Consider the following 22,697-nt stretch of genomic DNA (forward strand, 5'->3'; position numbering starts at 1 on the left):
GTAAAAGAGCAGGCGAGTTGCCTATCCTGCTCAGTCTTTACATAAAGATCATTGAAGTGCCCAGTAAATTGGGTAAGTACCTGAGTTTTCGCCAATCATAATTGTGCGTATTGTGGTGCCACTATTTGATTCTTCAAATGGAGTATAAGTTGATTCAAGTACACGGCCGTTAGTTTGCTGCTGTAGCTGCACCTCATCGCCTAAAATACCTATTGAATAACCTGATTGAAATATATAGTGTTCAATTTCTTGTATTTGGTCAGATTTAGCACCATTGTCATTGTCTTTTAGCTGTAGCCAGACTGTCGTACCGATAGGAATGGAGGCGCTATTTAACAGGTCAAGAACGTTGTTAGCTATATCAAGAGGATTGTTATTGGTGTTATTGATAGAAGACACATTGAGGATAAACATCGGCATCAATGCCAGCGCGTATCCGTGCTTTTCATTGGTGCCGGTTATTCTGTCGGTTTCTTGAGCCGTTAGCGCAACATCCCACTCATTGTCTTGTGTGTTAAGGTTGCGCATACAAAAGCTATAACCTTCGCCTTTATATTTGTCTGCGACACTTGGCTTCATGGTACCGTTATAAATAAAGCCTTTTGCACCTGGGTGGGCAACACTGGAGTAGGCCAGATTAGGATCTGGCATATTCGTTACTCTGACATAACTTGGATCGTCTTTTGAACCTAAAGGTTTTTTGGCGTTCATAATCTCGTCTCACTTAATGCGTTTAATTAATTCAGGGTGAAAGCAACCAAATAGATAAATTGGTTGAATTAACTATAAGAGAGGCTGGTTTTACCAACTTGGTAAAAGTTATTTTTCGGTTGGTATATTTTACTTTATCGCTTTTATTGAGGTAAATGTAGGAAGAAAGGCCGACAAAGGCGACCAAAGAATAGAAGCAAGATTCAGTTTTTAAGTGCATTTTTGATGGTTTTAATCCAATCGCCATTTGCGTCACTTGAAAACTGCCAGTTCATAATACCACCTAGCTCAGTGGTGTTTTGAATGGGGTCAATAACCGCTTGAATAATAGTCCCTGCCGGCATGTATCCAGAGCCTGCGTCGTGTGCTGTCACTGGGAATCCTGCAATAATTTTCTTCGCAGACATATTCGGTAGCTTGATATAGTCCATATAGGAACTAACGATTTGATCTGGGCATGCGCTCCAAGGTGGATTGTTGTAAAACTGAACGTTTAACCAGTCAATATCCTCTCCAACTTGTTCGACTATTTTAAGATAACCTGCCATGTAACCACCATGCTCTAGGTAAGGAGGTTGCGGGGCGTGGGAAATACAGTAGCGGGGTGAGGGCAGTTGTTTTCTCAGAGACCGTGTTAATGATACGAGAAACTGTACGCCGTCATAACTTGCATTCGCGATAAATGCAGCACTATCTTCATAATCGATATCAATGCCGTCCAGATGGTTATTTTTAACAAAGTCCGCCAAGGAATCAGCCAGCCTGTCTGGATCTTGAGATAACGAGTAATATACGTTGTGATCCATATCGCCACCACCAAATGAGATCAATACTCTTTGCCCATTTTGCTGCATGGTTTGTATCGATTCTACCGTATGGGCTGTGAAGCTGGTCTCTGTAGCAGCAATTGCACCGCTTAAAATTAGCTTAAACGGATTGTTTGAAGCCGAAGATAAAAACGCCAAGTTTACTACATCGTAAGGAAGCTCACCGGCATTGGCCAAAGGAATAGCACCTGAATTATAGTAGGTAATGGTTTTAGACATCATTGTTCCTTATATATGAGAGTACTAAAATAAGAGAGAAATATTACTGGCAGACTATTATCTTAGTCCAGCTACAGTAATGGATCATATTTGGATGATAAGCCGTTAGACATAGCGTTTTAGAAAACGCTAGGCGAATCGATCTGAGCGTCGAAAAGGTTAACTAGTGTTCGCCAACCTTTTCGACTGTCTGTGATGTTGAAAATGACCTTTTTACTCAATCATTTATTGGACTAAGATCTGATAGGCTCCAAGCCGTTCCGTGGAAGTTTGCAACTTGTACCGGACCGGTGTTATCTGCACGAGTGGCTATTGGGACTGGGAACATTTGACCTATCCATGCAGATACTCGATTTCCTGGTAATTGATAATAGTTAATTGTTACCTTAGCAACATTTGTTACTTGAGAGCGCCTTTCAGCGCCAATGTTTGGCCTATTGGAGGTCACGCCAACTTCGTAGTTACCAGTGATTGGATTCGAGTAGGTAATGAAGAACATTGAGCTGCTAAGACCTGGTATCACAGCTCGAAACGGAGGAGGGGTATCATTCCAAACTACATTAAGACCAACTGCATTTGCTGCAGTATTGAATTGTTCTCTAGCTTCATTTCTTACATGAGCTTCCCAGCTAGAGGATGCAAAGCGACTGCTATGTTGCTGTCTTCTAATATTTCCTACGGCACCTGTGAGAGTGTTCATCATTGCACTCATACCTCTGGGGCCTCCGGGATTTGCGTAATGTCTATTTCTGATATTTTGTAGCGAGTTTTGAGCACCATGCACAGAAGTAGAGTGATAAGCTTGATTATTTTGTTCAAAGTTTTCGTTCTTGTTTTGAGCTATCCAATTCAGCGGATTATAACTTGAGCGACGGAGATATAGCCCATCTTTCTCATCTTCAGTTAGATTACCAGTGAGATAATCATAGAGCCCCACTTTTTGGATCACTGCAGCTGCTTTAGCATCTAAATTCTCCTTACTCTTTTTTAACGAACTATTTTCTGTGGCGGTATAATTGCAATCTAATATACCGTTATGCCCTTTTGATTTTTTCAATTGTGCATACATGAGCCTAATTTCTCCGATTCTCATTTGTGATTGTGAGAGGTAATTTTCAATCCAGATAACAGCTGATTTTCTGAAAATGAGTTTTGCCGAATTACCTATTTTCAGTATGGAATTTAAAATAAACCCACTAATTTAATAAATAGGTTTAGGTCAATTTTAATCCCTTACTTTAAATTGGGAGTGAAAGGGAGCTGACTTTTATGTTTACCGGAAAATCGTCCCTACATTTTTTCATCTGCTCACCTAAATATAATGCCAATTTTCCCCAGTCCGTTGCTTGCTGCTCCAGAGTTGGGTCGTCATTTACAGCTATGCCATTTACCTCTGTGGTGGGCTTTACTATCCCCAGCGCTTGTTGAACAACATGACCAAGCTCGTGGGGAAGGTGTTTCTCTTGACCTGGGGCCAAGTAAATATCCTTACCCTGAGCATATGCATGAGCTTGTACTTGCGAAGGTTTTGACGAGTTGTAGTGCACTCGCACATTGGCCAAATTAACACCAGATAGTTTTTCCATGCCACGTCTGAGGCGTATTGGTAAAGCGCAGCTCTGAAGAGGAACGTTTTTTGCTCCTCGCTGACGTGCGGGGTTCTGCCTTACCGTTCCGGTAATGTGGCGCTGTTTGGTCGTGAGTTGATAAAATGTCATCGTGTTGTTTCGTGCTTGCTGGATACTTTTACTATAGGCATGGTATAGCGGTAACGATTGGTAAAAAGTCTGGAGTCGTTGGTATTTATTCGTAAGGTTACTGCAAACTGAAAGGAGGTATTCATGAAAAATACCCGACTGAGCCGGGTATTTGTGACATTTATTCAGTAGCTTCAACTGCTCGGGTTGCTTGTTGCTCTGCTTCATCTGGGGTTGAGGTGGCAGGTGCATCAAACGCTTGCTGATAGACACTCTGATCTGCTGCGACGACGGCGTTGTTAGCGACATTTTCAGCCTCAGAAGGCGTTGCCGTAGCATGGCCTGTGGACTGAGCTGCCGTGGCGACATCAGCTTGTGATACTGCTTGCATTGCTTGTTGTTCTGCACTGAGAACCGATTGTTCATTTTGAGTGGTCATGATGGAATATCCTTACTAATGGTTAGTTTATGCACTGTGCAGTGCTTCGAATGGGCCTTCAACCCAAACATCGTTATGAGTAAACAAATTGATGAGCTCTAGCGGCCGCGAGTCAGCTAGTTCAGATAAAGAAGTTTCCCAAATATTGCGTTGGGAGCGCACTTTGATGAGCTTATGCTTGTCCTGTTTCCAGTTTACTGGCAGAAATACACATCTTTCTTTGGCCTTTTGACCGTAGAGTCTATCGTTGGCGGAAAGGAAAACTAAGTTTCGTTTGTGGTTATCCGCAAGGTTAGACTCTTCCACGCAATAGCGTAATGACGCTCGAAACCAGTTTGGAAATGGCAAACTGGATGGCTGGTTTTGAGGAGTCGTGGTATTGTCTGCGGTTGCTTGAGGACTCTGTTGATTATACCAAGTGTGTAGTGCATCTATAGCCAAACTTCGGTATTGCAAAAGCGGGAGCGAGTCAATAAAGGCTGGCAAATCGTCATTTTTACTTAACTTAAAGCGTTCATAAGCAAAATGTAATTGGCCAATTGCGTTCAGACGTGAAATAACCAGCTCTGGGCGGTTTAAACCAAGTATTTCAATCGTAGTTTGACCTTTGGTTAATTGTATTGCGCTATCCTTGTCTAATGACTGAAGCCATCTCGTAAACGCAGGCGATTCCATCAAGTCGTGTGACTCTTGAAGTAATTCGGGCTGTGACCAAACAAGCTGCTCGGCTTCATTTTGACTGATAGATTTGCTGTCCATCAAAAAAGTAGACAAAACATCAAAGGCATAGGCTCGACCTGATTGAGGGTCAAAGCGGACAAATTGTCTTGGGTCTTCTAGGTAAGGGCAGACTAGTAAGGGCTGCTCTTGGTCGATATTAATCAGTGGCGCACGTTCGCCAACAAGTGGAAATTGACCACCTTTATATTGCTCGTGACAAGCATTACAGACAAAAAGTAGGTTGTTTTGATCATATGCCAATGAAAAGTACGGCGAGCAGGTCGCCACTACGTCTAAATGTGTTGAAACCGGTCTTTCCAGTAACTCAACAGGCCTGAAGTGGCCAACTTCGCCGGAGTTTGTCGCTAATAAATAGCTTTCGCAATAGGCACAGCAGCCATTACTGAGTTGTTGCAAGTGAGCTTTCAAATGATCGGATGCAAATAGCGCTGTATCAAAAGCGGCATAGTTAAACCCCACATTAACCAAGTCTTCTGTTAAGCCTGTCAGCCTGAGCGTGATAAATACGAGGTTATCTACTAAGTCAGGAGCGTAGCCCTCGCTTACTAGCTGCTTTCTATCTTCAATTGTCAGCGTATGATATTTAGGTGCGTCTACCAGGCGCGCCATGAGTGCTTGCATCTGTTTATTTGCTGCTGCAATTTTTACGTCTTCGTCTGGTAACCAGGCTATAGGTTTACAATCTATCTGGATCATTGTGGTCAGGCTCCCTGCAACTTGTTTTATTCGCCTTGCGTGTCAGCACTGCGCTGCATTACATCATGTTGAAAGACTTGATTTTGATGCATTAGCTGCTTTTCCATGTTTTTTAGCGTTTCTTCCATCGCTTGTTGTGCGGCCTCAGCACTTTGGCGAGCTGCGACTTCCTGCTCCGTATATACTTGCTCTATCTGTGCTTGCTGGTCCTCTAATTGTGTTACTTGCGCTTGCAGTAATGTATCTTGGTAGGGCGTTTCGTGAGCGTCAGATTGGTTTATTTGAGTCTCACTCTCGAGCGCATTATGAATGCTGGCGAGATGTTGACGAGACTGTTCAATTAGCTGTGAAGATTGCTGTAATGACATATCTATAGTGTGTTGTGCGCGGTTAAGCATGGTATCAATGTCGGCTAAAATGCTATTCATTTGTTTCGGCATAACGGCTTGAGAGAGTTCACCAAGCGCTGTAACCTTTTGATTTTTGGTATTCATTGTTCAGTCCTCTTATTATGCAACCAGCGGCCAGTGATTTTGCACACTCAGACACCCTTGGCTATCAACATCAAGCAACGCTTCGCTGTGATATAGGTCATATAAATAGTGCCGGCACTGGCCGGCCTGACAGATATAGCTGTCTTTCGCTAATGAGTTGATTAGCGTATGTTGAAGCGTTTCAAGATAGTCATTTGCAGCTTGCACTAAATCGCCCTTACCTAGGTCTATGTTAAGCACGATATTAAGCAAGCCTGCGCTGAAACTGCTAAAGCCCAGATATTTTCCACTTTCATGCCATTGCTTAATCGCATTGTGTAGATCAATAGCTTGAAGTTCGTAGGTGACCACAGGAGAATCTAAGTTGGCATTAACCACCGGAGAGAGGTTAGTAATTGCGTCATTTAGCGCACTAATAGGACTTAGTGAGCGCTTTTTCCACTCAAGGTAAATACATAAATATCGAGCAAATTCACTTAGATTTTGTGCCTGCTGAGTTGCCCATTGGCAAGCTGGGATAACGGTTTGATTTGATAGTTCATAGCAACGCTCACAATAACAAATAACATGGTATAAGTTGAGTTGATCCTTAAATGAGGCGCTCCAACCCAGAGCATGGTAACTCAAGTTATAACGGCGATAAAATAGTGCAATTTTGTTCAGAATCGTACTATCTAACAGATGATATTTGGTTAATAGATCAGCTAAAATTGCTTTGCCTTTTTCAGAGTCTCGATTGCTCAAGGTCGCGAGGTCTCTGAGATCATTAGTAGTCAACTCGAGTAGTTTTTTCACATCGATTGAAATGGGAATATGATGTAAGTAGATCAACGTTGAATTCATCAATCCCAAGTAAAGCTGCTCGATAAATTGCGCTTCTGACGAAAAGCGCATTATCTCGCTCTGTTGTATGAGGGCGTTGACACTCTCTTTTCCCTGATTTAAAAATTGGATCAAGGTTTGCGTTTTGTCGGAAAATTGCGCCAACTGCTCAATTTCTATGTTATTCACTACGATCGTCATGCTTGCCTCCCGTGCTAGCGTCAGTGACGTGAGCCCCCATTAGCTTCCACCACTTGGAAAGTTATTGAGTAGATCACTGGCAGAACTACCGACATCGCCAAAGTTTTTCGTACCGTTTTCAACCATCTTGTTAGCCGCTTCGATGATACTGTTGTATTCTTCGACCTTACCAGTCGCCAGCATTTGTGAAATCGCAACCCCCATTGCGGTAGTCGCCATGGTATTGATATTTCTTAGGTTGTCGGTTGCATCTTGAATTGCAATTGCCGTTGATTGAGAAACTGACTGATAAGCCTTACCGGCACCAGAGAGTTTATTTAGCTCGCCGCTTAAGCTGGCATTTTTGATGATATCAAGCGTCGCTTGTGTTGATGGCCCGACATTTGTTAACTCATTCATATGCTTTGCCTCAGTTAATTTAAGTTATGTTGGGTTTACCTCTAGGTGCTTTTTTTGCTATCAGGGTCGAGGTATTGATGCAGGAGTTTTTGTACTACCTCTTCAATTTTGCTTAGATCCAGTTGTTCTTCAGGCGCTTTGGGCTTTTCTGGTTTAGGCGGTGACTGCTGTAGCATTTTTGCACAGCTCGCTGCCGCAGCAGCAGAGGCCGAAGTTTGCGCGTTTTGCTGTGCTGTGACGGCGTTATACATCGACATCCCCATAGTTTCGGTTGCTGCAATATTGAGCATGCCCATAGATTGCATTGGAGCAGAGCCCGTCAATAGGGTATTAACTTGATTCACTGAATCAGAGATTTGGTCGTTTACTGTACTCATTTTGCTAATTCCTTTCTTATCCTGGTTTAACGGAAGCTACGCCAGAGCTGATAATGAGTGCACAGCACTGTGCTACACTTGCACTGGATATCATCTGACCTCGAGCTTCGTTCTGCACGGCGTTCTCCATCAATAAAGAGATAGAGTTTCCCATCGTGATGGCGGCTACACCGAGCGAAAAAGTGTGTGCTTCGACAAGGGGTAACATGGTATTTCTCCAATTGAGCAGCACTTAAGTCTTTGTGAGTAAAGTCGTACTGATGTTGGATCCATCAGTACGACTTAGCACTTAACGGTAGACTTTAGTGATGCCTTCCGCCGTAGTTGCCGTATTGATACTCATTAGGGTATCTACGCCTTGCACCAATGCGGCTTGAGCTGTCACATTGTTATTTTGCTGTCCAGTTGTTGCATTGTGTGCAGCGTTTGAGAGTGCTTGGCTTGTAGCAATCATAAAGTTACCAGTTGCTACAGCAGGTGCGTCACCGAGTACTTTCGTATTCACTTGTGAGACTGAGTCAGTGATCTGACTGTTTACAGCTGTTGGAAATGCCATAACTATCTTCCTTTTAAAGTATTAAATATCTAGGCGTTAAAGCCCGTTAGTTTGTGACTGAACCGAGTACGTTATGCAAAAATCTTACTTGTCGCGATGCCAGTCGTTGCAGTGTCAATGGAGTAAAGTAAATTTACGCCCATTGTTGTTACTGCTTGCGCAGTAATATTTGCCTGTTGTTGTGCGGCCGTTGCGTTGTGAGCCGCGTTCGCCAATGCCTGAGAAGTTGCCTGAAAGAGGTTTCCCATAGCGATAGAAGGCGCATCGCCTAGCACCTGTACATTGGCTTGTGTAACAGAGTCTGTAATTTGACTATTTACAGCGGTTGGAAAAGCCATAGTGTTATCCTTATTGTCGTTAACAAGTTCAGCCTAAATATCGTTAGCTGTGTTTGTAGGTATCTCACATTCCCAGATAAGCGTCTTCGTTGAGTCGCTGCTGTGCGCGATGTTGAACAAGTATCGGGGAGCCGAGAATTAACCTAATCCAGCAACCGGCTGTTTCTGAGGTTGAAGAATACTTTTTGTTGCAATACCTGTGGTTGCGGTGTCAATAGAGTATAAAGTAGTCACCCCCATCGTTGTTGCCGCTTGCGCTGTCATTGCAGCTTGTTGTTGAGCTGATGTCGCATTGTGTGCCGCGTTAGCTAATGCCTGAGAGGTAGCTTGAAATAAGTTACCCATAGACATCGCTGGAGCGTCGCCTAATACCTTTACGTTTGCCTGAGTGACTGAGTCGGTAATTTGATCGTTTACTGCTGTTGGAAATGCCATAATTCCACCTTTTTAGCTTTAAGTTTGACGAAAAAAAATATGAGTGGTGCTTAGGTCTAACAAGCTAGATGGAGCTCCTAAACACTGAGGTTAGTATAGAAAACGCAGTAGGGTTAGAATTGGCAGTACTTCGCATAATTGTTGGTATAACTCAGGAACTACTTGGTAGATTTATCTGAATCACCAGAGGTGAAATACCAAAAATTGAATCTGGTCACTAAGAAATATTCTAACCGTTGCTACAGCTAACTAAGTGCTGAACACGAGAGGTGCATTCAGCATACGGTTGTACCGTTATTCAGTGTTTTGTACGGTGATCTCGGTAGGCACCAGGACTGACGCCAACGACGGACTTAAACTTTCTAACAAAAAAGCTCAGATCGGAGAAGCCGACATCGTCACATACTTCAGTCACTTGACTATAAGGGTCTTCACGCAAAAGCGTCATTGCTGTCTTGATCCTTATTCGTAGCAAAGTTTGTTTAAATGACTGTCCAACATAACGTTTGAATAAGAACGAGAGATGAGAAGGGCTGACGCACGCATAATTGGCAACCTCGCTTAGGCTCAGTGGCTTCTTAAAATTGTCATCAATATATTGCAGCGCTCTTGCTAAAGCAGGATGAGGTTTGTTGACAGGCCTAAGCGGTGATAACGGAGTAAAGTCGACCCCCTCACGACTATCTGAAGGGGTGTAACTGTGCTCATCATCGCAGGATATCAGTGTTTGCATAGCTTGGGTAAAATCGCATTCAGCTTGTTTTAGTGGGATAAGATTACCCGTAGTTGGTGAAGGTTTATTTTCCATTGCGGGGAATAGAGTCAACAGAGTCTGTTTAGTGATTTCTGGTTGCTCACATAAGAACGTCAGTTTGTCTAAACAACGTTTGAGCTGTTTTACGTTATGTGGCCAATCATAACTGGTTAAGACTTCTAGCGCAGGTCCTTGAAATTGCAGTTTGGCGAGATGTTTACAAGTATGTTTGTAGTGGTTTATTAGGGCAATGATGTCTTCTTTACGGTTGTAAAGAGGAGGTATGGGTAGCTCAAGACAATGATAATGCAACCAACTCAAAAAGGAGTTGGACTGCATGTGTGTGTCTGCAGAGGTTTGTTTTTCCGCGCTAGTTGAGGTGATTAATCGTGGCGCGGGAGACTGCGGGGAAAGGGTGAGCCAGTAGTCTTTGATTGACTCGGCCTGCACTTGGGTCAGTGCGTCGACATTTTTGAGGTAAATGGTACCGCTTTGAGCTCGGTTGACAAGCTCTTCTAATAGGGTTGCTGCGCATTGACCTTGCCAATGGTTTACACACGATACAATCATATCTTCAGAATGCGATTTACTCAGCTCATGAATATGGCAAGCGGCTAAATGTTTCCCAGAACCGGGTTGACCAACAATATGTATGGGTAAATCACATTGTGCTAAATGCTGAATTTGCTGCTTTAGTTTGAAAAGTACATCACTACTGCCAATCCAAGGTTGTGCTGACGGTGTTAGTTTTACGAGTGTGGACATGGTGTTTCCTTATTTCTCATGTTGCAGAAAACATGCACATTCGAGGTTCATTTGAATGGCATGTTATGGGGCTAAGGAAACGATATGGATATTTCGACTCAGATATTGGCTCAGATACGGGTCACTTGGTTTTGTGTATTAGATTGATGGTGTTTATACCAATCCAGTTCTAAGTCGTTTGCGTGACTTCTCAGAGATTCCCATACGAGAGGGTGCACAAAACTGTAGTGTTCAGCGTCTTGGGTTATCAATCCACTGCTCAACATTTTGTGTAACACACACAAGGGAGCACGGATTTTTTTATGTTCATTAAATTGGTGAAGTTGTTTCGTATCGAAGTGTTGTCCAATTCGCGCTGCAAACTTAAGGGTATTTACAACTTCACATGGCATCGAGTTGAGGTAGTGTTGAGTGAGTTGCTGTAGGGTTTCAGGAAGTTCTGATTGGGGATGGGTGACACAAAGTAGTTGAATTAAAAATAATGGGTTACCACATGCCCGCTTTAAGGCAATAGCGGTTCTATGTTGATGTTTGCACGGAAGCATATCTCGGCTCAATAATGTGTGATGTGCTAATTGCTGCATCGAACTGATATCTAGTGGCTTTAGATAGATAATATGTGCAGAGGAGAGCCATTTGGGAGGATGAGTAAAAGCATTTTTTTTCTGGGCAGACAGGAGAAACAAAATACCAAAATGACATTGGACTTGCGTAAGTATGCTCAAAAAGTATCGGCTTTGCTCGCTTAGAGTGTGTGCATCGTCTATCAAGATCGCTTGCACTTTTTTGTGATTGAGATATTCCAGTAGATCACTGACAACCGTTTTATCAACCAACCTTAAGCGCTCGTCTGAAAATTGACGAAGCGTCTGCGTGTGCGCAAGGCTTAAAGACAAGTCCGCCCATTGACGCATACGAATTGCGCTCAGCGGTGTGCTAGAAACGAGGTCTATTTGATGGCCTATCTCTACTTCAGTATGTGCCTTAACAAGCAATAATGAGCGAACAAAATTGGCAACAAAAAAGTGAGGACTGTTGTGATTTAAACAGGAGTTGGTGCTAAATAGGAGGTAGTTTTTCTCCGCTCTTTTTAAGTGGCAAATAAAGGCATTGAGTAACGCGCTTTTACCTATTCCTGTCATACCTTGTAGTAAGATGGTTTGAGCGCAAGGTAACGCCACCGCTCTACTAAAAATGATATGTAATTGATTAAGCTCCCATTCTCTTCCATATAATGGAGTGGGCTCGTCTTTTAACAAATAGCTATATAGCCATAAAGGAGATTCTGCTTGATCGATTAATGTATCAATACTGACTTGGAAATACTTTGCTAAATTTTGAATAGTTCTGCAGAGTACTCGATTACCAGATTCTGCTCGTTTTATTGTGGAAACCGATACTGGGAAGCGTTGGTTTGTACAGTTTTCAGCAAGCTTCTCTCTACTTAGGGCTTTTTTTTCTCAGCATTAGTAACGTTGTTTTATTTACCGCAATTCTACCTAGGTTGGGTGTAGTCATTATTCAGATCCTTGTCGTTATGTTATTGATACATCATTATTGTTGCCAGTTGTGTTTATTGTTAATAATATATTTATATTATTGCTTCATTTCTATTACAAGGTCTTACAGTGTTTAATTTATTGTTCGATACAGTTTAAGGAGGGGAGCTTCGGGCGTGGAATGTCATGGAAAAAGTGAGGTTTGCGAGTCAACGCTATATAACGACTAGCACTATGTAGTGACTAAGTATTACTGACAAATGGACTAAAAAAGCGCATAATTGAAGGCGTTGCCAGACAAGGTATTTCATGATGGATTTGAAATACCTAAGTGCTTTTCGAAGACCCTAGAGTACTTAAGTATTATACTTTTAAGGGCAACATGATGAATACGCAACTTCCTAAAATCGTGATAGTCGGTGGTGGTGCTGGTGGCTTAGAGCTGGCAACACAATTAGGACATAAACTCGGAAAAAAACGCCAAGCAGAAATCTTATTAATTGATAAAAATCGCAGCCATATTTGGAAACCGCTGCTTCATGAAGTCGCGACAGGGTCTATTGACGCTGACTTAGATGGAGTGGTTTATTCTGCTCATGCAGCAAAGCATTATTATCAATTTCAACTCGGCAGTTTTAGCCACGTAGACTCAAGCAATAACACCATCACGCTGAGCGAGCTAAGAGATGAACTCGGTCATCGTATCCTCCCAGAGCGACAAGTCAGCTATGATTATTTAGTGCTTGCCATTGGTAGTATTAGCAATGATTTTAATACGCCTGGGGTCAAGGATCATTGCTTCTTTCTCGATTCAAATCAGCAAGCTGAGCGATTTCAGCATGCACTCCTCGATAACTTTACACGCTTACACCAAGACGACGATCCAAAGCACTCGTTAACCATTGGCATTGTTGGTGGTGGTGCTACTGGCGTTGAGCTTTCTGCCGAGCTGTATCATGTATCAGACATGTTGAAAATGTACGGGCTGAGTAAAATGACGGCCAAACGCCTTCGTATTGATTTAATAGAAGCAGGTCCTCGAATATTACCAGCACTACCTGAGCGTATTGCTAATTCAGCTAAACGGGAGCTTGTGAAGCTAGGTGTCACGGTGCGAGAAGGCACCCAAGTAAAGCAGGCAACCGAAGACAGTTTTATTACTAAAGAAGATGAACAGCTAAAGGCAGACATCAAGGTGTGGGCTGCGGGGGTAAAAGCACCTGACTTTATTAAAGAGATTGGGCTGTTTGAGCTTACTCGCAATAATCAAATTAAGGTAAATCAATACTTACAAAGCAGTGTAGATGAGCATATTTATGTCATCGGTGATTGCTGCGCGTTTACCCAAGCGGATAGCACTCAAGTGCCGCCGCGTGCTCAGTCGGCCCATCAAATGGCGCAATGTGTAGAGAAAAATCTAATCGCGACACTAAAAAATCTACCTTTACAAGAGTTTATCTATAGTGACCACGGCTCTTTAGTGAATTTATCTCGTTACAGCACCGTTGGTAGTTTAATGGGAAACCTAACCAGCAATAGCTTTTTTATTGAAGGCAAGATAGCGCGATTCATGTATATCTCACTGTATAGAATGCATCAGCGCGCAATTCATGGTATCGCAAAAACCTTTGCACTATGGATAAGCGAAAAGGTGCTAAGAGTGGTACGGCCAAAAATGAAACTGCACTAAGTTAATCTGAACTTCAGATAATTAATGCCTTTCTAGCAACCAGTTTTAGCGCTAACTGCCCAGCTATTGGTGTGTAAATGCGCCTTGCCTACAGGAGCTAGGTACCAGCGTGATAGAAGGGCACGAGAGCAGAGTTATCGCCAAAACTCTCTGGCTAAGTGAAGCAATTTTTAGCATTTCAAAAGCCGATGAAATTCGGCTTTTTGCTGTGTTTACTTCGCTATTTGAATATCAACTATTAAGTGACTATCCACGATAATGGACTTGTAATCACGTCATAATTTACTCAATTTGTGTGCCTGTCCACGAAAAGGTCAGATAACCAATGAAAGCTTGATGTAGATTAGTGATTAATCATTTCCTCTTTTTTGATTAACGAAAGCTGTCGTGAAGCTTGCGCATTTGTCCTAGTATATTAATCAAGTGATTAATGGAGCTGAAACATGACAAATAAGCTAACGGAAGCCGCTGTTACCCCGAGAGAAAAGCTAATCACCGCTGGTAAATGTTTGTTTATTAACCGCGGATATAATCGAGTCACGACCAGAGCAATTGCGGACCTTGCAGAGGTTAACATTGCTTTGATTAAGTACTACTTCGGCGATAAAGCGGGACTGTTTGAAGCGGTATTTCGCGAAGTTGCAGCACCTCTACTGAGCTTGCTTGAAGGGATTAAAAAATCACAGTTACGCGAACTCTCACCGCTCATTTTAACTCAGTTTATAGAGCGCTACTTTCAGGTGATGAGCCAATACCCAACGCTACCTAAGATCATTTTTATGGCACTACATGATACACACTCTAAAGAGCATGAAATCATAAAAAAGATTTTCTTTGAGCATGTAGAGAACGGTGTCAGTACCTTAAATTCGACCTTTCAAACGCTTTCGCCTGTAGAGCCCATTCGAGCTGAATGGTTACTTTTAACCTGCCTTGGCTTGTCGGCATTTCCTTTTTTGGTGCCACCAGTGATGCAGCCGCTACTTGGTATCGAAAACTCGGATACTGAGCTGTGGCGCACCCTTGGCAAACATCAGCAAGCTATTTTTAACGTGTTTCTATCCCAGCATATTGAACGGAAAACATCATGAAAACACCGTTTTACATCATTAGTTTTGTGTTACTGACGCTTTTGGTTGGTTGCTCTAAACCCGAGCGTAAAATCTTCGGCATTATCGAACGACCTCAGGTGCAGATCAGCAGCCCAACCGGAGAGTTATTAGTTGAGTTGCTGGTAGAGCGCGGCGATAAAGTGGTAAAAGGACAGCCACTGGCGAAAATCGATGACGTGGTGCAGCAACAACAGGTTAATGCCATTGAACAGCAAATCGCGCGCTTGCAAGCGCAATATCGATTGTTACTCTCAGGCACCCGAGTTGAGCAAGTCAAACAAGCCAAAGCAAGGGTGCATGCAGCCCAAGCCGCTTGGGAAGAAGCTCAGCGGCAACTTGTTCGACAGAGGCAGTTAATCAAAGACAAGTTGACCTCTCAAGATAGGGTGGATACCGCCTCTGCCAATGTTGAGTCGACACTTGGTATTTTGCAAGAGGCCCAAGAACGTCTGAATGAGCTTGAAAATGGTACGAGAGAGGAGACAATTGAGCAAGCAAAAATCGCAATTGCAGAAGCACAAACACAGCTAATTATTGCCAACAAACAGCTCGCTGAGCTTACCCTTAAAGCACCCACTTCCGGCATTGTCGAAGATTTACCTTGGCTTGTTGGTGAGCGTCCGGTTAAAGGTGCACCGATTATTTTGCTGGCTGCTGACGACAAAACATTCGCACGGCTTTATCTACCGCAAACCCAGCTTGCTAAAGTCTCTTTGGGAAGTGTGCTAAACGTGCATTTCGATGGCAGTGATAAAAGTCTACAAGGCGCCGTCAGCTACATTAGCCAAAGCGCGAGCTTCACGCCTTATTTTGCACTTTCACAAGAGGAAAGAGCACGTTTGATGTATGTGGTGGAAGTGGTGCTCACTGATAAAGTGACTGTCCCTTCAGGCACGCCGGTATGGGTGGAACTGCAAAATGACTAAGGAAATCGTGATCCAAAGTGAAGGTTTGGGTAAGAAATTTAACAACTATTGGGCAGTTTCTGACCTAGGTCTTACCGTAAAACAGGGGGAAATCTACGGTTTTCTAGGGCCAAATGGCTGCGGAAAATCAACCACAATCCGGATGTTGACTGGACTGTTAACACCAACCACAGGTCATGTCAGTATTATGGGAAAGGATGTCCAGGCACATGGTGAAAGCTTGCGTAATCGATTAGGCTACATGACGCAAAAATTCTCCCTATATGAGTCGCTAAGTGTGCTGGAGAATCTCGAGTTTGTGGCGAAAATTTATGGCTTATCACGCAATGATGTTAAGCATAGAGTGGCTGAGCTGCTACAGGAATACCAATTAGAAGATAAAAAATCGGTGCAGTCCGGTGCGTTGAGTGGTGGACAAAAACAGCGCCTTGCACTTGCTGCCGCAGTTATTCATAAACCAGAGTTGCTCTTTTTAGATGAACCGACGTCAGCGGTTGACCCCGAAAATCGACGCGCATTTTGGGAGCAGTTATTTAGTTTAAGTGCGCAGGGCACGACCATTTTAGTGTCTACCCATTATATGGACGAGGCAGAGCGTTGTCACCGGCTTGCTATCTTAGAGCAAGGTGTAAAGCGTGCGGATGATAGTCCCATCGCGCTGATGGAACAGTTAAAGGTTTCGGTGTGCGAAGTTGTGGGTGACGACGTCGCGGCATTAAAAACACGTTTAGCTTCATTACCGAGTGTGATTTCCGTCTCCCAAATAGGTGCTCGCCTTAGGGTGTTGATAAACAAAAAAGAATCACAACCTCTGGCATTATTGCGAGCTGAATCTGGAGGTGGTTACGAAGTGGATTTCACTCGCGCTAACCTCGAGGATGTGTTTGTAACGAGCACAGGGAGGGGCTATGCTGAGCTTGCGTAGGTTAAATGCCATCGTCAGTAAAGAGTTTATGCAGCTGGCACGCGACCGTATTACCTTTGCGATGATTGTGATGTTGCCATTGGCGCAGCTGTTGCTATTTGGTTATGCAATTAATACTGATGTGAGACATGTTTCCGCAGGTATTGTTGATTTTAGTCAGACTTATCAATCCAGACAGTTGATCCAAACCGCAGCCAATACTCAAGTTGTTGACTTTATCGGCTATTACGATTCAATTGCGGCGGCTGAGCAGGCCATTACCAGAGGAAAGGTGAATACCGTGTTGATTATTCCTGCTGATTTTGTGCGTCGGCAGCTCAATCGTGATTATCAACTAAGTGGCTATAAAGTGGGTAATAGTACAGCGCAACATAGCGTTGCGCAGTGGTTGATTGATGGTTCCGATCCGTTATTAAGTGGTGCCGTGGCAGGGCTCAGTAAGTTGCCTATTAGCATCAAAAGGTTACCTATGCCTGCACTGCCAGATCCAGCTTTTGCGCTGCAAAATTACTTTAACCCAGAGAAACGCTCGTCGGTTAATATTATTCCCGGTTTGATTGCTATTATATTAACGATGACGATGATCCTATTTACCTCATCAGCGCTGGTTAGAGAGCGTGAGCAGGGTAATATGGAATTTCTTATCACCACACCGGTTCGGCCAACCGAACTAATGTTAGGTAAAATTCTACCTTACATTCTTGTTGGCTTTATTCAAATGGCGATAATACTATTTTTAGGACATTGGCTATTTGATGTACCGCTCAATTTTGATATGCCAAGTCTACTTATCGTGACGTTGTTGTTTATCACCGCGAGCCTTACCTTGGGACTGCTGATCTCCACTAAAGCCAAAAACCAATTGCAAGCAATGCAAATGACGGTCTTTGTGTTACTGCCTGCAATATTGCTATCAGGGTTTATGTTCCCATTTGCCGCGATGCCAAGAGCGGCGCAATACCTTGCAGAGATCTTACCTGCCACACATTATGTAAGGTCGATCCGAGCTGTAGTTCTTCGAGGCGCGCACTTTAGCGATTTGTATTTTGATTTACTCTGTTTGGTCGCCTTTAGTGTGATTGGCTTTATGATTGCGACGATGCGCTTTAAAAAGCGATTAGATTAGGGCCTGTTGATCTTTCAAGTTTGTTTTTGCAGCAGTTTGATTGGTATTTGTACAAGGTAGAGCCTGCGTAGCATAGTTATTCTATGTAAGTTAGGCGATAACACAGTAGAAATGCCAATCAAGCGCTGCCCTTTGGGTTCCCCTGAGTGCGCTTTGTTCATTGTTGCTCAACTTTTGCTTAGATTACTAGGCGGCAAGTCGAGCGTCGCGATCAAAACACACTCAGGAGAACGAAAATCAAACAGCAAAGGTCAACAGGCCCTAGTTGTGTAAATATTGAATCGCAAAGGATGGGTATTAATCTTTATTATGTTTACGCTTTTTAGTGGGTAAGCAAATGATACCTTCGGCGCGTTGGGCAATTTAATTCTGGTGTTATGGCTTGCGATACTCAACATTTCGGTGCATTTGGTGTGGATTAAAGCTGGTGATTTGTTGGCGCGAGTGTCGAATGACCCAAATTATAATAAATGGTTGAATCGGTTTTACGGCGGCTGTTTGTATCTGGTCGCGGCTTGGTTAATTTTCGATAATGAAATTTGGCGCGAAGGTTTGATCTGAGCAAAAATAAAGGCAGGCTTCTAGATAGAAGCCTGCCTTTATTTGTATACAAGTAATAGGGTGATTACATCACTCGCATGCCAGGCTGTGAGCCCTCGTCTGGATTTAAGATGTAAATTTCTTTACCACCTGGGCCTGCAGCCAACACCATGCCTTCTGACATACCAAAACGCATCTTGCGAGGTTTTAGGTTTGCAACCATTACTGTTAACTTGCCGATAAGATCTTCAGGTGCATAAGCTGACTTGATGCCTGCAAACACTTGGCGCGTTTCACTACCTAAATCAAGCGTAAGTTTAAGCAGTTTGTCTGCACCTTCAACATGCTCTGCGTTGGCAATTTTTGCGACACGCAGATCAACTTTGGCAAAATCATCGAATTCGATTTCCGCAGCGATTGGCTCTTTGGCAAGCGGGCTATTCGGATCTGCTGCTACAGATTGACCACCCACTTTCTTTTCAAGACTTTCTTTCGAAGACTCGATCATCGCATTCACTTTATCAAGTTCAACACGCTGCATTAGTGCCTTAAACTTATTGATTTCATGATTAACAAGGGCGTTGTCAACGCTTTCCCAAGTAAGCTCGGTATTTAAGAAAGCTTCAACATTTTTCGCCATACCTGGAAGGATTGGCTTTAAATAAGTCAGTAATACGCGGAATAGGTTAAGACCCATAGAGCACACTTGATGTGCACGCTCAAGCGTCTCTTCATTCTTTGCAAGCACCCAAGGCGCTTCGGCATCAATAAACTGGTTTGCTTTGTCAGCAAGGGTCATGATCTCACGCACTGCGCGGCTGTATTCGCGGTTTTCAAAATGTGTCGCGATTGAATCCTTTGCAGCAACAAAGCTAGTTAGTAGCGCTTCGTCCATGACAGAGCCGCTTAGCTTGCCGTCAAATTTCTTAGTAATAAAGCCTGCGCAGCGACTCGCGATGTTTACCACTTTACCTACTAAATCTGAGTTTACGCGTGCTGCAAAATCTTCTAGGTTGAGGTCTAAATCCGTAACGCCGCTGTTTAGTTTAGCTGCGTAGTAATAACGTAGATACTCAGGATCTAAATGCTCAAGATAGGTACGAGCCTTTACAAAAGTGCCTTTTGACTTAGACATCTTAGCGCCATTCACGGTGACAAAGCCGTGAGCGAATACGTTATTTGGTTTGCGGAAGTTAGCGCCATCTAGCATTGCAGGCCAAAACAGGCTGTGGAAGTAGATGATGTCTTTACCGATAAAGTGGTAAAGCTCGGTGTCGGAGCCTTCACCCCAAAACTCGTCAAAGTTTAGGCTTTGTTTCTCGCAAAGGTTTTTGAAGCTTGCCATGTAACCGATTGGTGCATCCAACCAAACATAGAAATACTTGCCAGGCGCGCCTGGGATTTCAAAACCAAAATAGGGGGCGTCGCGGCTGATATCCCACTGCTGTAAGCCGTCTGCAAACCATTCGTCTAACTTGTTCGCCATTTCAGATTGCAGACTACCTGAGCGTAGCCATGTTTTTAGCATGTCTTCGAATGCCGGTAAGTCAAAGAAGTAATGCTCTGAATCTTTCAAGATGGGTGTCGCACCAGACATCACTGATTTTGGCTCAATCAATTCTGTTGGGCTGTAGGTTGCACCGCAAGCATCACAGCTGTCGCCATTTTGATCTTCAGACTTACAAGTCGGGCAAGTGCCAGTAACAAAACGATCTGGTAGGAAAATGCCTTTCTCTGGATCAAATAACTGTGAAATCGTGCGCTTTTTGATATGGCCTTTTTCGTCTAAACGAGTGTAGATTAGCTCGCTTAGTTCACGGTTTTCGTCACTGTGTGTGCTGTGATAGTTATCAAACTCGATATTGAAGTCTGCAAAGTCACGCTGACGCTCAATACCCACCTGCTTAACCATTTCTTCAGGCGTGATACCTTGCTTTTGTGCATTTAGCATGATTGGCGTGCCGTGCGCATCGTCTGCACATACATAATAGGCTTCATGGCCTTGTAACTTTTGGAAGCGAGCCCAAATATCGGTTTGAATATATTCCAGCAAGTGGCCTAAGTGTGTGGGGCCATTTGCGTATGGTAATGCACTGGTAATGAGAATTTTTCTCTTCGTCATAACGATTCCATGAATTTAGCGCGATCTTTCTAAGTGATGGTGTTGAATTGGTTGATTATTCACCGAGTTAACACTTGAATGGACAAGTGTGCTTAGTGACTCACCTTCGTTCAGACCATGAACCGCGAATTGACTGGTTTTAATGAGTTGAATGTTACATAATTCCGTGGCTATTTTCATCACCCAGAGGAGTTTAATTTGTATGTTTGGACTGGAAAAATGGTTTGCCAAGGGAAAAAACACCAAACAGGCAATCATTGAGCTTTTAAATGGCTATCGTAGTGCTGCATTACCAGTGGGCATTGATGCAAATTGGGTGATCAAAACACAAGAATCAAAGGCGCAAATTCAAGTACAAATTAATTTTCCATTTGCCATCCAATGCGACCAAGATGTTGCTAATTATCTACAGCAACACTTAGGCAAGCCCGTTGAGGTGACATCGAAAGTCGTCGTTGTCGGCAGACCGAAATTTAAAGCTATTAAACATATTATTCTTGTTGCCTCAGGTAAGGGCGGGGTGGGTAAGTCTACCACTGCGATTAATCTGGCGTATGCGCTACGTGCTCAAGGCGCGAAAGTCGGTGTGCTAGACGCTGATATTTATGGCCCTTCACTACCTAGCTTATTGGCTCTTGAGGATGAAAAACCTCAGGCGAAAGATGATAAAACCTTACTACCAATTGAAAAGTCGGGCATTAAAGCCATGTCTATTGGCTTTTTGGTCCCAGCAGAGGACGCCACTGTTTGGCGAGGACCAATGGCTTCTCAAGCGCTTACTCAATTGTTAAATGAAACGGATTGGGGCGAGCTGGATTATCTGATTGTTGATATGCCACCAGGCACAGGAGATATCCAACTTACCATGACGCAAAAAGTGCCTGCCAGTGGTGCGGTGATTGTCACCACACCGCAGACCTTGGCGCTTGCAGATGCACAGAAGGGCATCGCGATGTTTGAAAAAGTGCAGCTCCCCATTTTAGGTTTGGTCGAAAATATGAGTTACTTCAATTGTGAGCAATGCGGTAGCCGCAACCATATTTTTGGTCACTCTGGTGGCACCACGTTGGCGAGTCGCTATGGTGTGCCTTTGCTAGCGGAAGTACCGCTCAACGAACAGATCAGAACAGCAACGGAGCAGGGCGAAGATATCATTGCCACAGTCCGTGAGCCTAATTCAGAAAGTAAGACTGACAATCATGGTATAGCAGATCACTATGTTGATTGTGCCCAACTGGTTACCAGTATGTTATATTACCAATCAGACTCAACATCGGGTGTTGAGATTGTGATGACGGAAGATTAAGAATGAGATTATCGGATACCCATATTCGAGAAGCGATTGAACAACAACGCATAATCATCGAACCTACACCTAAGCCAGATATGATTTCGGGCGTTACCGTGGATTTAAGACTGGGTAACAAGTTTAGAGTGTTTCAGGACCATGCCGCGCCTTACGTTGATCTCAGTGGTCCTAAAGATCAGATCAATGCCGCGATGGAATCCATCATGAGTGACGAAATTGTGTTAGAAGATGGCCAAGCGTTTTTCTTGCACCCTGGTGAGCTGGCGCTGGCAATGACGTATGAAAAAGTAACGCTACCAGCCGACCTTGTTGGTTGGTTAGATGGCCGCTCGTCGCTGGCTAGGCTAGGTTTAATGGTTCATGTTACTGCGCATCGTATTGATCCCGGTTGGTCTGGAAACATCGTATTAGAGTTCTATAACTCAGGTAAGTTGCCTTTGGCACTTAGGCCAAACATGAAAATAGGTGCGATGAGCTTTGAAACGATGACAAGTGCTGCGCAATTCCCTTATAACGAGCGTAAAGACGCCAAATATAAGGATCAAAATAGTGCGGTTGCTTCGCGTATTAGTGACGACAGTTAATTGAATAGGTAGGCGAGAGGATTTGTGTAGCAAATCTGACGCTGACCTTGGGAATAACAACGACTAGAAAACAAGTTGTTATTCCGAGTTTAGACTAGTCCCTCAGCTTATCTAAACGGCATGCCATCTTTACATTTTTGATTTCCCATCAAATAGCCATAACGATTTAAATTCAATAATATTTTTGCATTTGCTTTGATCCAAACCATACTTATTGTAATGCGTTTTTTATGTTGTCGGCGAAAGCGCCATGCACATGGTAGCAGTAGACAAAGTGAAATAGGTATTAGTGCGCGAATGACGTTGCTTCCTGGTTTGCAAAGAGAAGCTCATAGCCAATGTATTCGAGTTGGTGTTTTTCTTGAACGTTAACGCTTGGTTTTTTGCATAACG

The 22,697-nt window shown here is 43.4% G+C and carries 24 protein-coding genes; 7 read left to right on the plus strand and 17 right to left on the minus strand.

The window, feature by feature from the left end:
• Window positions 1-48: 48 nt before the first annotated feature.
• The 16 genes from NH462_RS05420 to NH462_RS05495 all read right to left on the minus strand — a co-directional run bounded on the left by NH462_RS05420 (window position 49) and on the right by NH462_RS05495 (window position 11,730).
• Window positions 49-711: a hypothetical protein gene (locus NH462_RS05420; protein ID WP_253104668.1), complete on the minus strand. Its 663-nt coding sequence runs from the start codon at window positions 709-711 to the stop codon at window positions 49-51.
• A 203-nt stretch (window positions 712-914) separates the two neighbouring features.
• Entirely contained in the window at window positions 915-1,757 is an 843-nt protein-coding gene (locus NH462_RS05425; protein ID WP_253104671.1) for a glycosyl hydrolase family 18 protein, read from the minus strand.
• Window positions 1,758-1,974: 217 nt separating this feature from the next.
• Window positions 1,975-2,826: a hypothetical protein gene (locus NH462_RS05430; protein ID WP_253104674.1), complete on the minus strand. Its 852-nt coding sequence runs from the start codon at window positions 2,824-2,826 to the stop codon at window positions 1,975-1,977.
• Window positions 2,827-2,995: 169 nt separating this feature from the next.
• Window positions 2,996-3,475, minus strand: coding sequence for a DUF4157 domain-containing protein (locus NH462_RS05435; RefSeq protein ID WP_245008245.1), 480 nt, complete (start codon window positions 3,473-3,475; stop codon window positions 2,996-2,998).
• A 160-nt stretch (window positions 3,476-3,635) separates the two neighbouring features.
• Window positions 3,636-3,893, minus strand: coding sequence for a hypothetical protein (locus tag NH462_RS05440; RefSeq protein ID WP_253104676.1), 258 nt, complete (start codon window positions 3,891-3,893; stop codon window positions 3,636-3,638).
• 27 nt (window positions 3,894-3,920) lie between these two features.
• The gene (locus NH462_RS05445; protein WP_253104679.1) at window positions 3,921-5,330 is read right to left on the minus strand and encodes a hypothetical protein; all 1,410 of its coding nucleotides are present in this window, start codon (window positions 5,328-5,330) and stop codon (window positions 3,921-3,923) included.
• Between the two features lie 26 nt (window positions 5,331-5,356).
• Window positions 5,357-5,824, minus strand: coding sequence for a hypothetical protein (locus NH462_RS05450; protein WP_010371699.1), 468 nt, complete (start codon window positions 5,822-5,824; stop codon window positions 5,357-5,359).
• Between the two features lie 15 nt (window positions 5,825-5,839).
• Entirely contained in the window at window positions 5,840-6,847 is a 1,008-nt protein-coding gene (locus NH462_RS05455) for a hypothetical protein (protein ID WP_253104682.1), read from the minus strand.
• A 39-nt stretch (window positions 6,848-6,886) separates the two neighbouring features.
• Window positions 6,887-7,246, minus strand: a complete 360-nt coding sequence (locus tag NH462_RS05460; protein ID WP_017218642.1) for a hypothetical protein — start codon at window positions 7,244-7,246, stop codon at window positions 6,887-6,889.
• A 41-nt stretch (window positions 7,247-7,287) separates the two neighbouring features.
• Complete coding sequence (locus tag NH462_RS05465) at window positions 7,288-7,623, minus strand: RebB family R body protein (RefSeq protein ID WP_010371690.1); 336 nt, start codon at window positions 7,621-7,623, stop codon at window positions 7,288-7,290.
• 16 nt (window positions 7,624-7,639) lie between these two features.
• Entirely contained in the window at window positions 7,640-7,831 is a 192-nt protein-coding gene (locus NH462_RS05470; protein ID WP_010371687.1) for a RebB family R body protein, read from the minus strand.
• Between the two features lie 81 nt (window positions 7,832-7,912).
• Window positions 7,913-8,179, minus strand: a complete 267-nt coding sequence (locus tag NH462_RS05475) for a RebB family R body protein (protein ID WP_010371682.1) — start codon at window positions 8,177-8,179, stop codon at window positions 7,913-7,915.
• Between the two features lie 71 nt (window positions 8,180-8,250).
• A complete protein-coding gene (locus tag NH462_RS05480; protein WP_010371679.1) occupies window positions 8,251-8,517 on the minus strand; it encodes a RebB family R body protein in 267 nt (88 codons plus the stop codon).
• 138 nt (window positions 8,518-8,655) lie between these two features.
• A complete protein-coding gene (locus tag NH462_RS05485; protein ID WP_010371676.1) occupies window positions 8,656-8,952 on the minus strand; it encodes a RebB family R body protein in 297 nt (98 codons plus the stop codon).
• 298 nt (window positions 8,953-9,250) lie between these two features.
• Complete coding sequence (locus tag NH462_RS05490) at window positions 9,251-10,471, minus strand: AraC family transcriptional regulator (RefSeq protein WP_253104685.1); 1,221 nt, start codon at window positions 10,469-10,471, stop codon at window positions 9,251-9,253.
• Between the two features lie 110 nt (window positions 10,472-10,581).
• Window positions 10,582-11,730, minus strand: coding sequence for an ATP-binding protein (locus NH462_RS05495; RefSeq protein WP_290442366.1), 1,149 nt, complete (start codon window positions 11,728-11,730; stop codon window positions 10,582-10,584).
• 625 nt (window positions 11,731-12,355) lie between these two features.
• Between NH462_RS05495 and NH462_RS05500 the strand changes: the two genes are divergently transcribed.
• From NH462_RS05500 to NH462_RS05520, 5 genes are all read left to right on the plus strand, one after another.
• Window positions 12,356-13,660: an NAD(P)/FAD-dependent oxidoreductase gene (locus tag NH462_RS05500; protein WP_253104690.1), complete on the plus strand. Its 1,305-nt coding sequence runs from the start codon at window positions 12,356-12,358 to the stop codon at window positions 13,658-13,660.
• A 443-nt stretch (window positions 13,661-14,103) separates the two neighbouring features.
• Window positions 14,104-14,751 carry a TetR/AcrR family transcriptional regulator gene (locus NH462_RS05505; RefSeq protein ID WP_253104693.1) on the plus strand — a complete coding sequence of 216 codons (648 nt, stop codon included), beginning with the start codon at window positions 14,104-14,106 and terminating at the stop codon, window positions 14,749-14,751.
• Window positions 14,748-15,698 carry an HlyD family efflux transporter periplasmic adaptor subunit gene (locus NH462_RS05510; RefSeq protein WP_010371665.1) on the plus strand — a complete coding sequence of 317 codons (951 nt, stop codon included), beginning with the start codon at window positions 14,748-14,750 and terminating at the stop codon, window positions 15,696-15,698. The genes NH462_RS05505 and NH462_RS05510 overlap by 4 nt, the downstream gene beginning before the upstream one ends.
• Window positions 15,691-16,623, plus strand: coding sequence for an ABC transporter ATP-binding protein (locus tag NH462_RS05515; protein WP_253104696.1), 933 nt, complete (start codon window positions 15,691-15,693; stop codon window positions 16,621-16,623). Before NH462_RS05510 ends, NH462_RS05515 begins: the two co-directional genes overlap by 8 nt.
• A complete protein-coding gene (locus tag NH462_RS05520; protein WP_253104698.1) occupies window positions 16,607-17,749 on the plus strand; it encodes an ABC transporter permease in 1,143 nt (380 codons plus the stop codon). The genes NH462_RS05515 and NH462_RS05520 overlap by 17 nt, the downstream gene beginning before the upstream one ends.
• 625 nt (window positions 17,750-18,374) lie before the next feature.
• Here the strand turns inward: NH462_RS05520 and metG are convergent.
• Complete coding sequence (gene metG, locus NH462_RS05525; RefSeq protein ID WP_253104700.1) at window positions 18,375-20,411, minus strand: methionine--tRNA ligase; 2,037 nt, start codon at window positions 20,409-20,411, stop codon at window positions 18,375-18,377.
• Window positions 20,412-20,613: 202 nt separating this feature from the next.
• Between metG and apbC the strand changes: the two genes are divergently transcribed.
• Together apbC and dcd are read left to right on the plus strand one after the other, a co-directional pair.
• On the plus strand, window positions 20,614-21,717 hold the full coding sequence (gene apbC / locus NH462_RS05530; RefSeq protein ID WP_253104704.1) for an iron-sulfur cluster carrier protein ApbC: 1,104 nt from the start codon (window positions 20,614-20,616) through the stop codon (window positions 21,715-21,717).
• Between the two features lie 2 nt (window positions 21,718-21,719).
• Window positions 21,720-22,304, plus strand: a complete 585-nt coding sequence (gene dcd / locus NH462_RS05535) for a dCTP deaminase (protein WP_010371648.1) — start codon at window positions 21,720-21,722, stop codon at window positions 22,302-22,304.
• Window positions 22,305-22,697: the final 393 nt, after the last annotated feature.

Source organism: Pseudoalteromonas sp. OANN1 (genome assembly GCF_024124685.1).
Lineage (GTDB): Bacteria > Pseudomonadota > Gammaproteobacteria > Enterobacterales > Alteromonadaceae > Pseudoalteromonas > Pseudoalteromonas piscicida.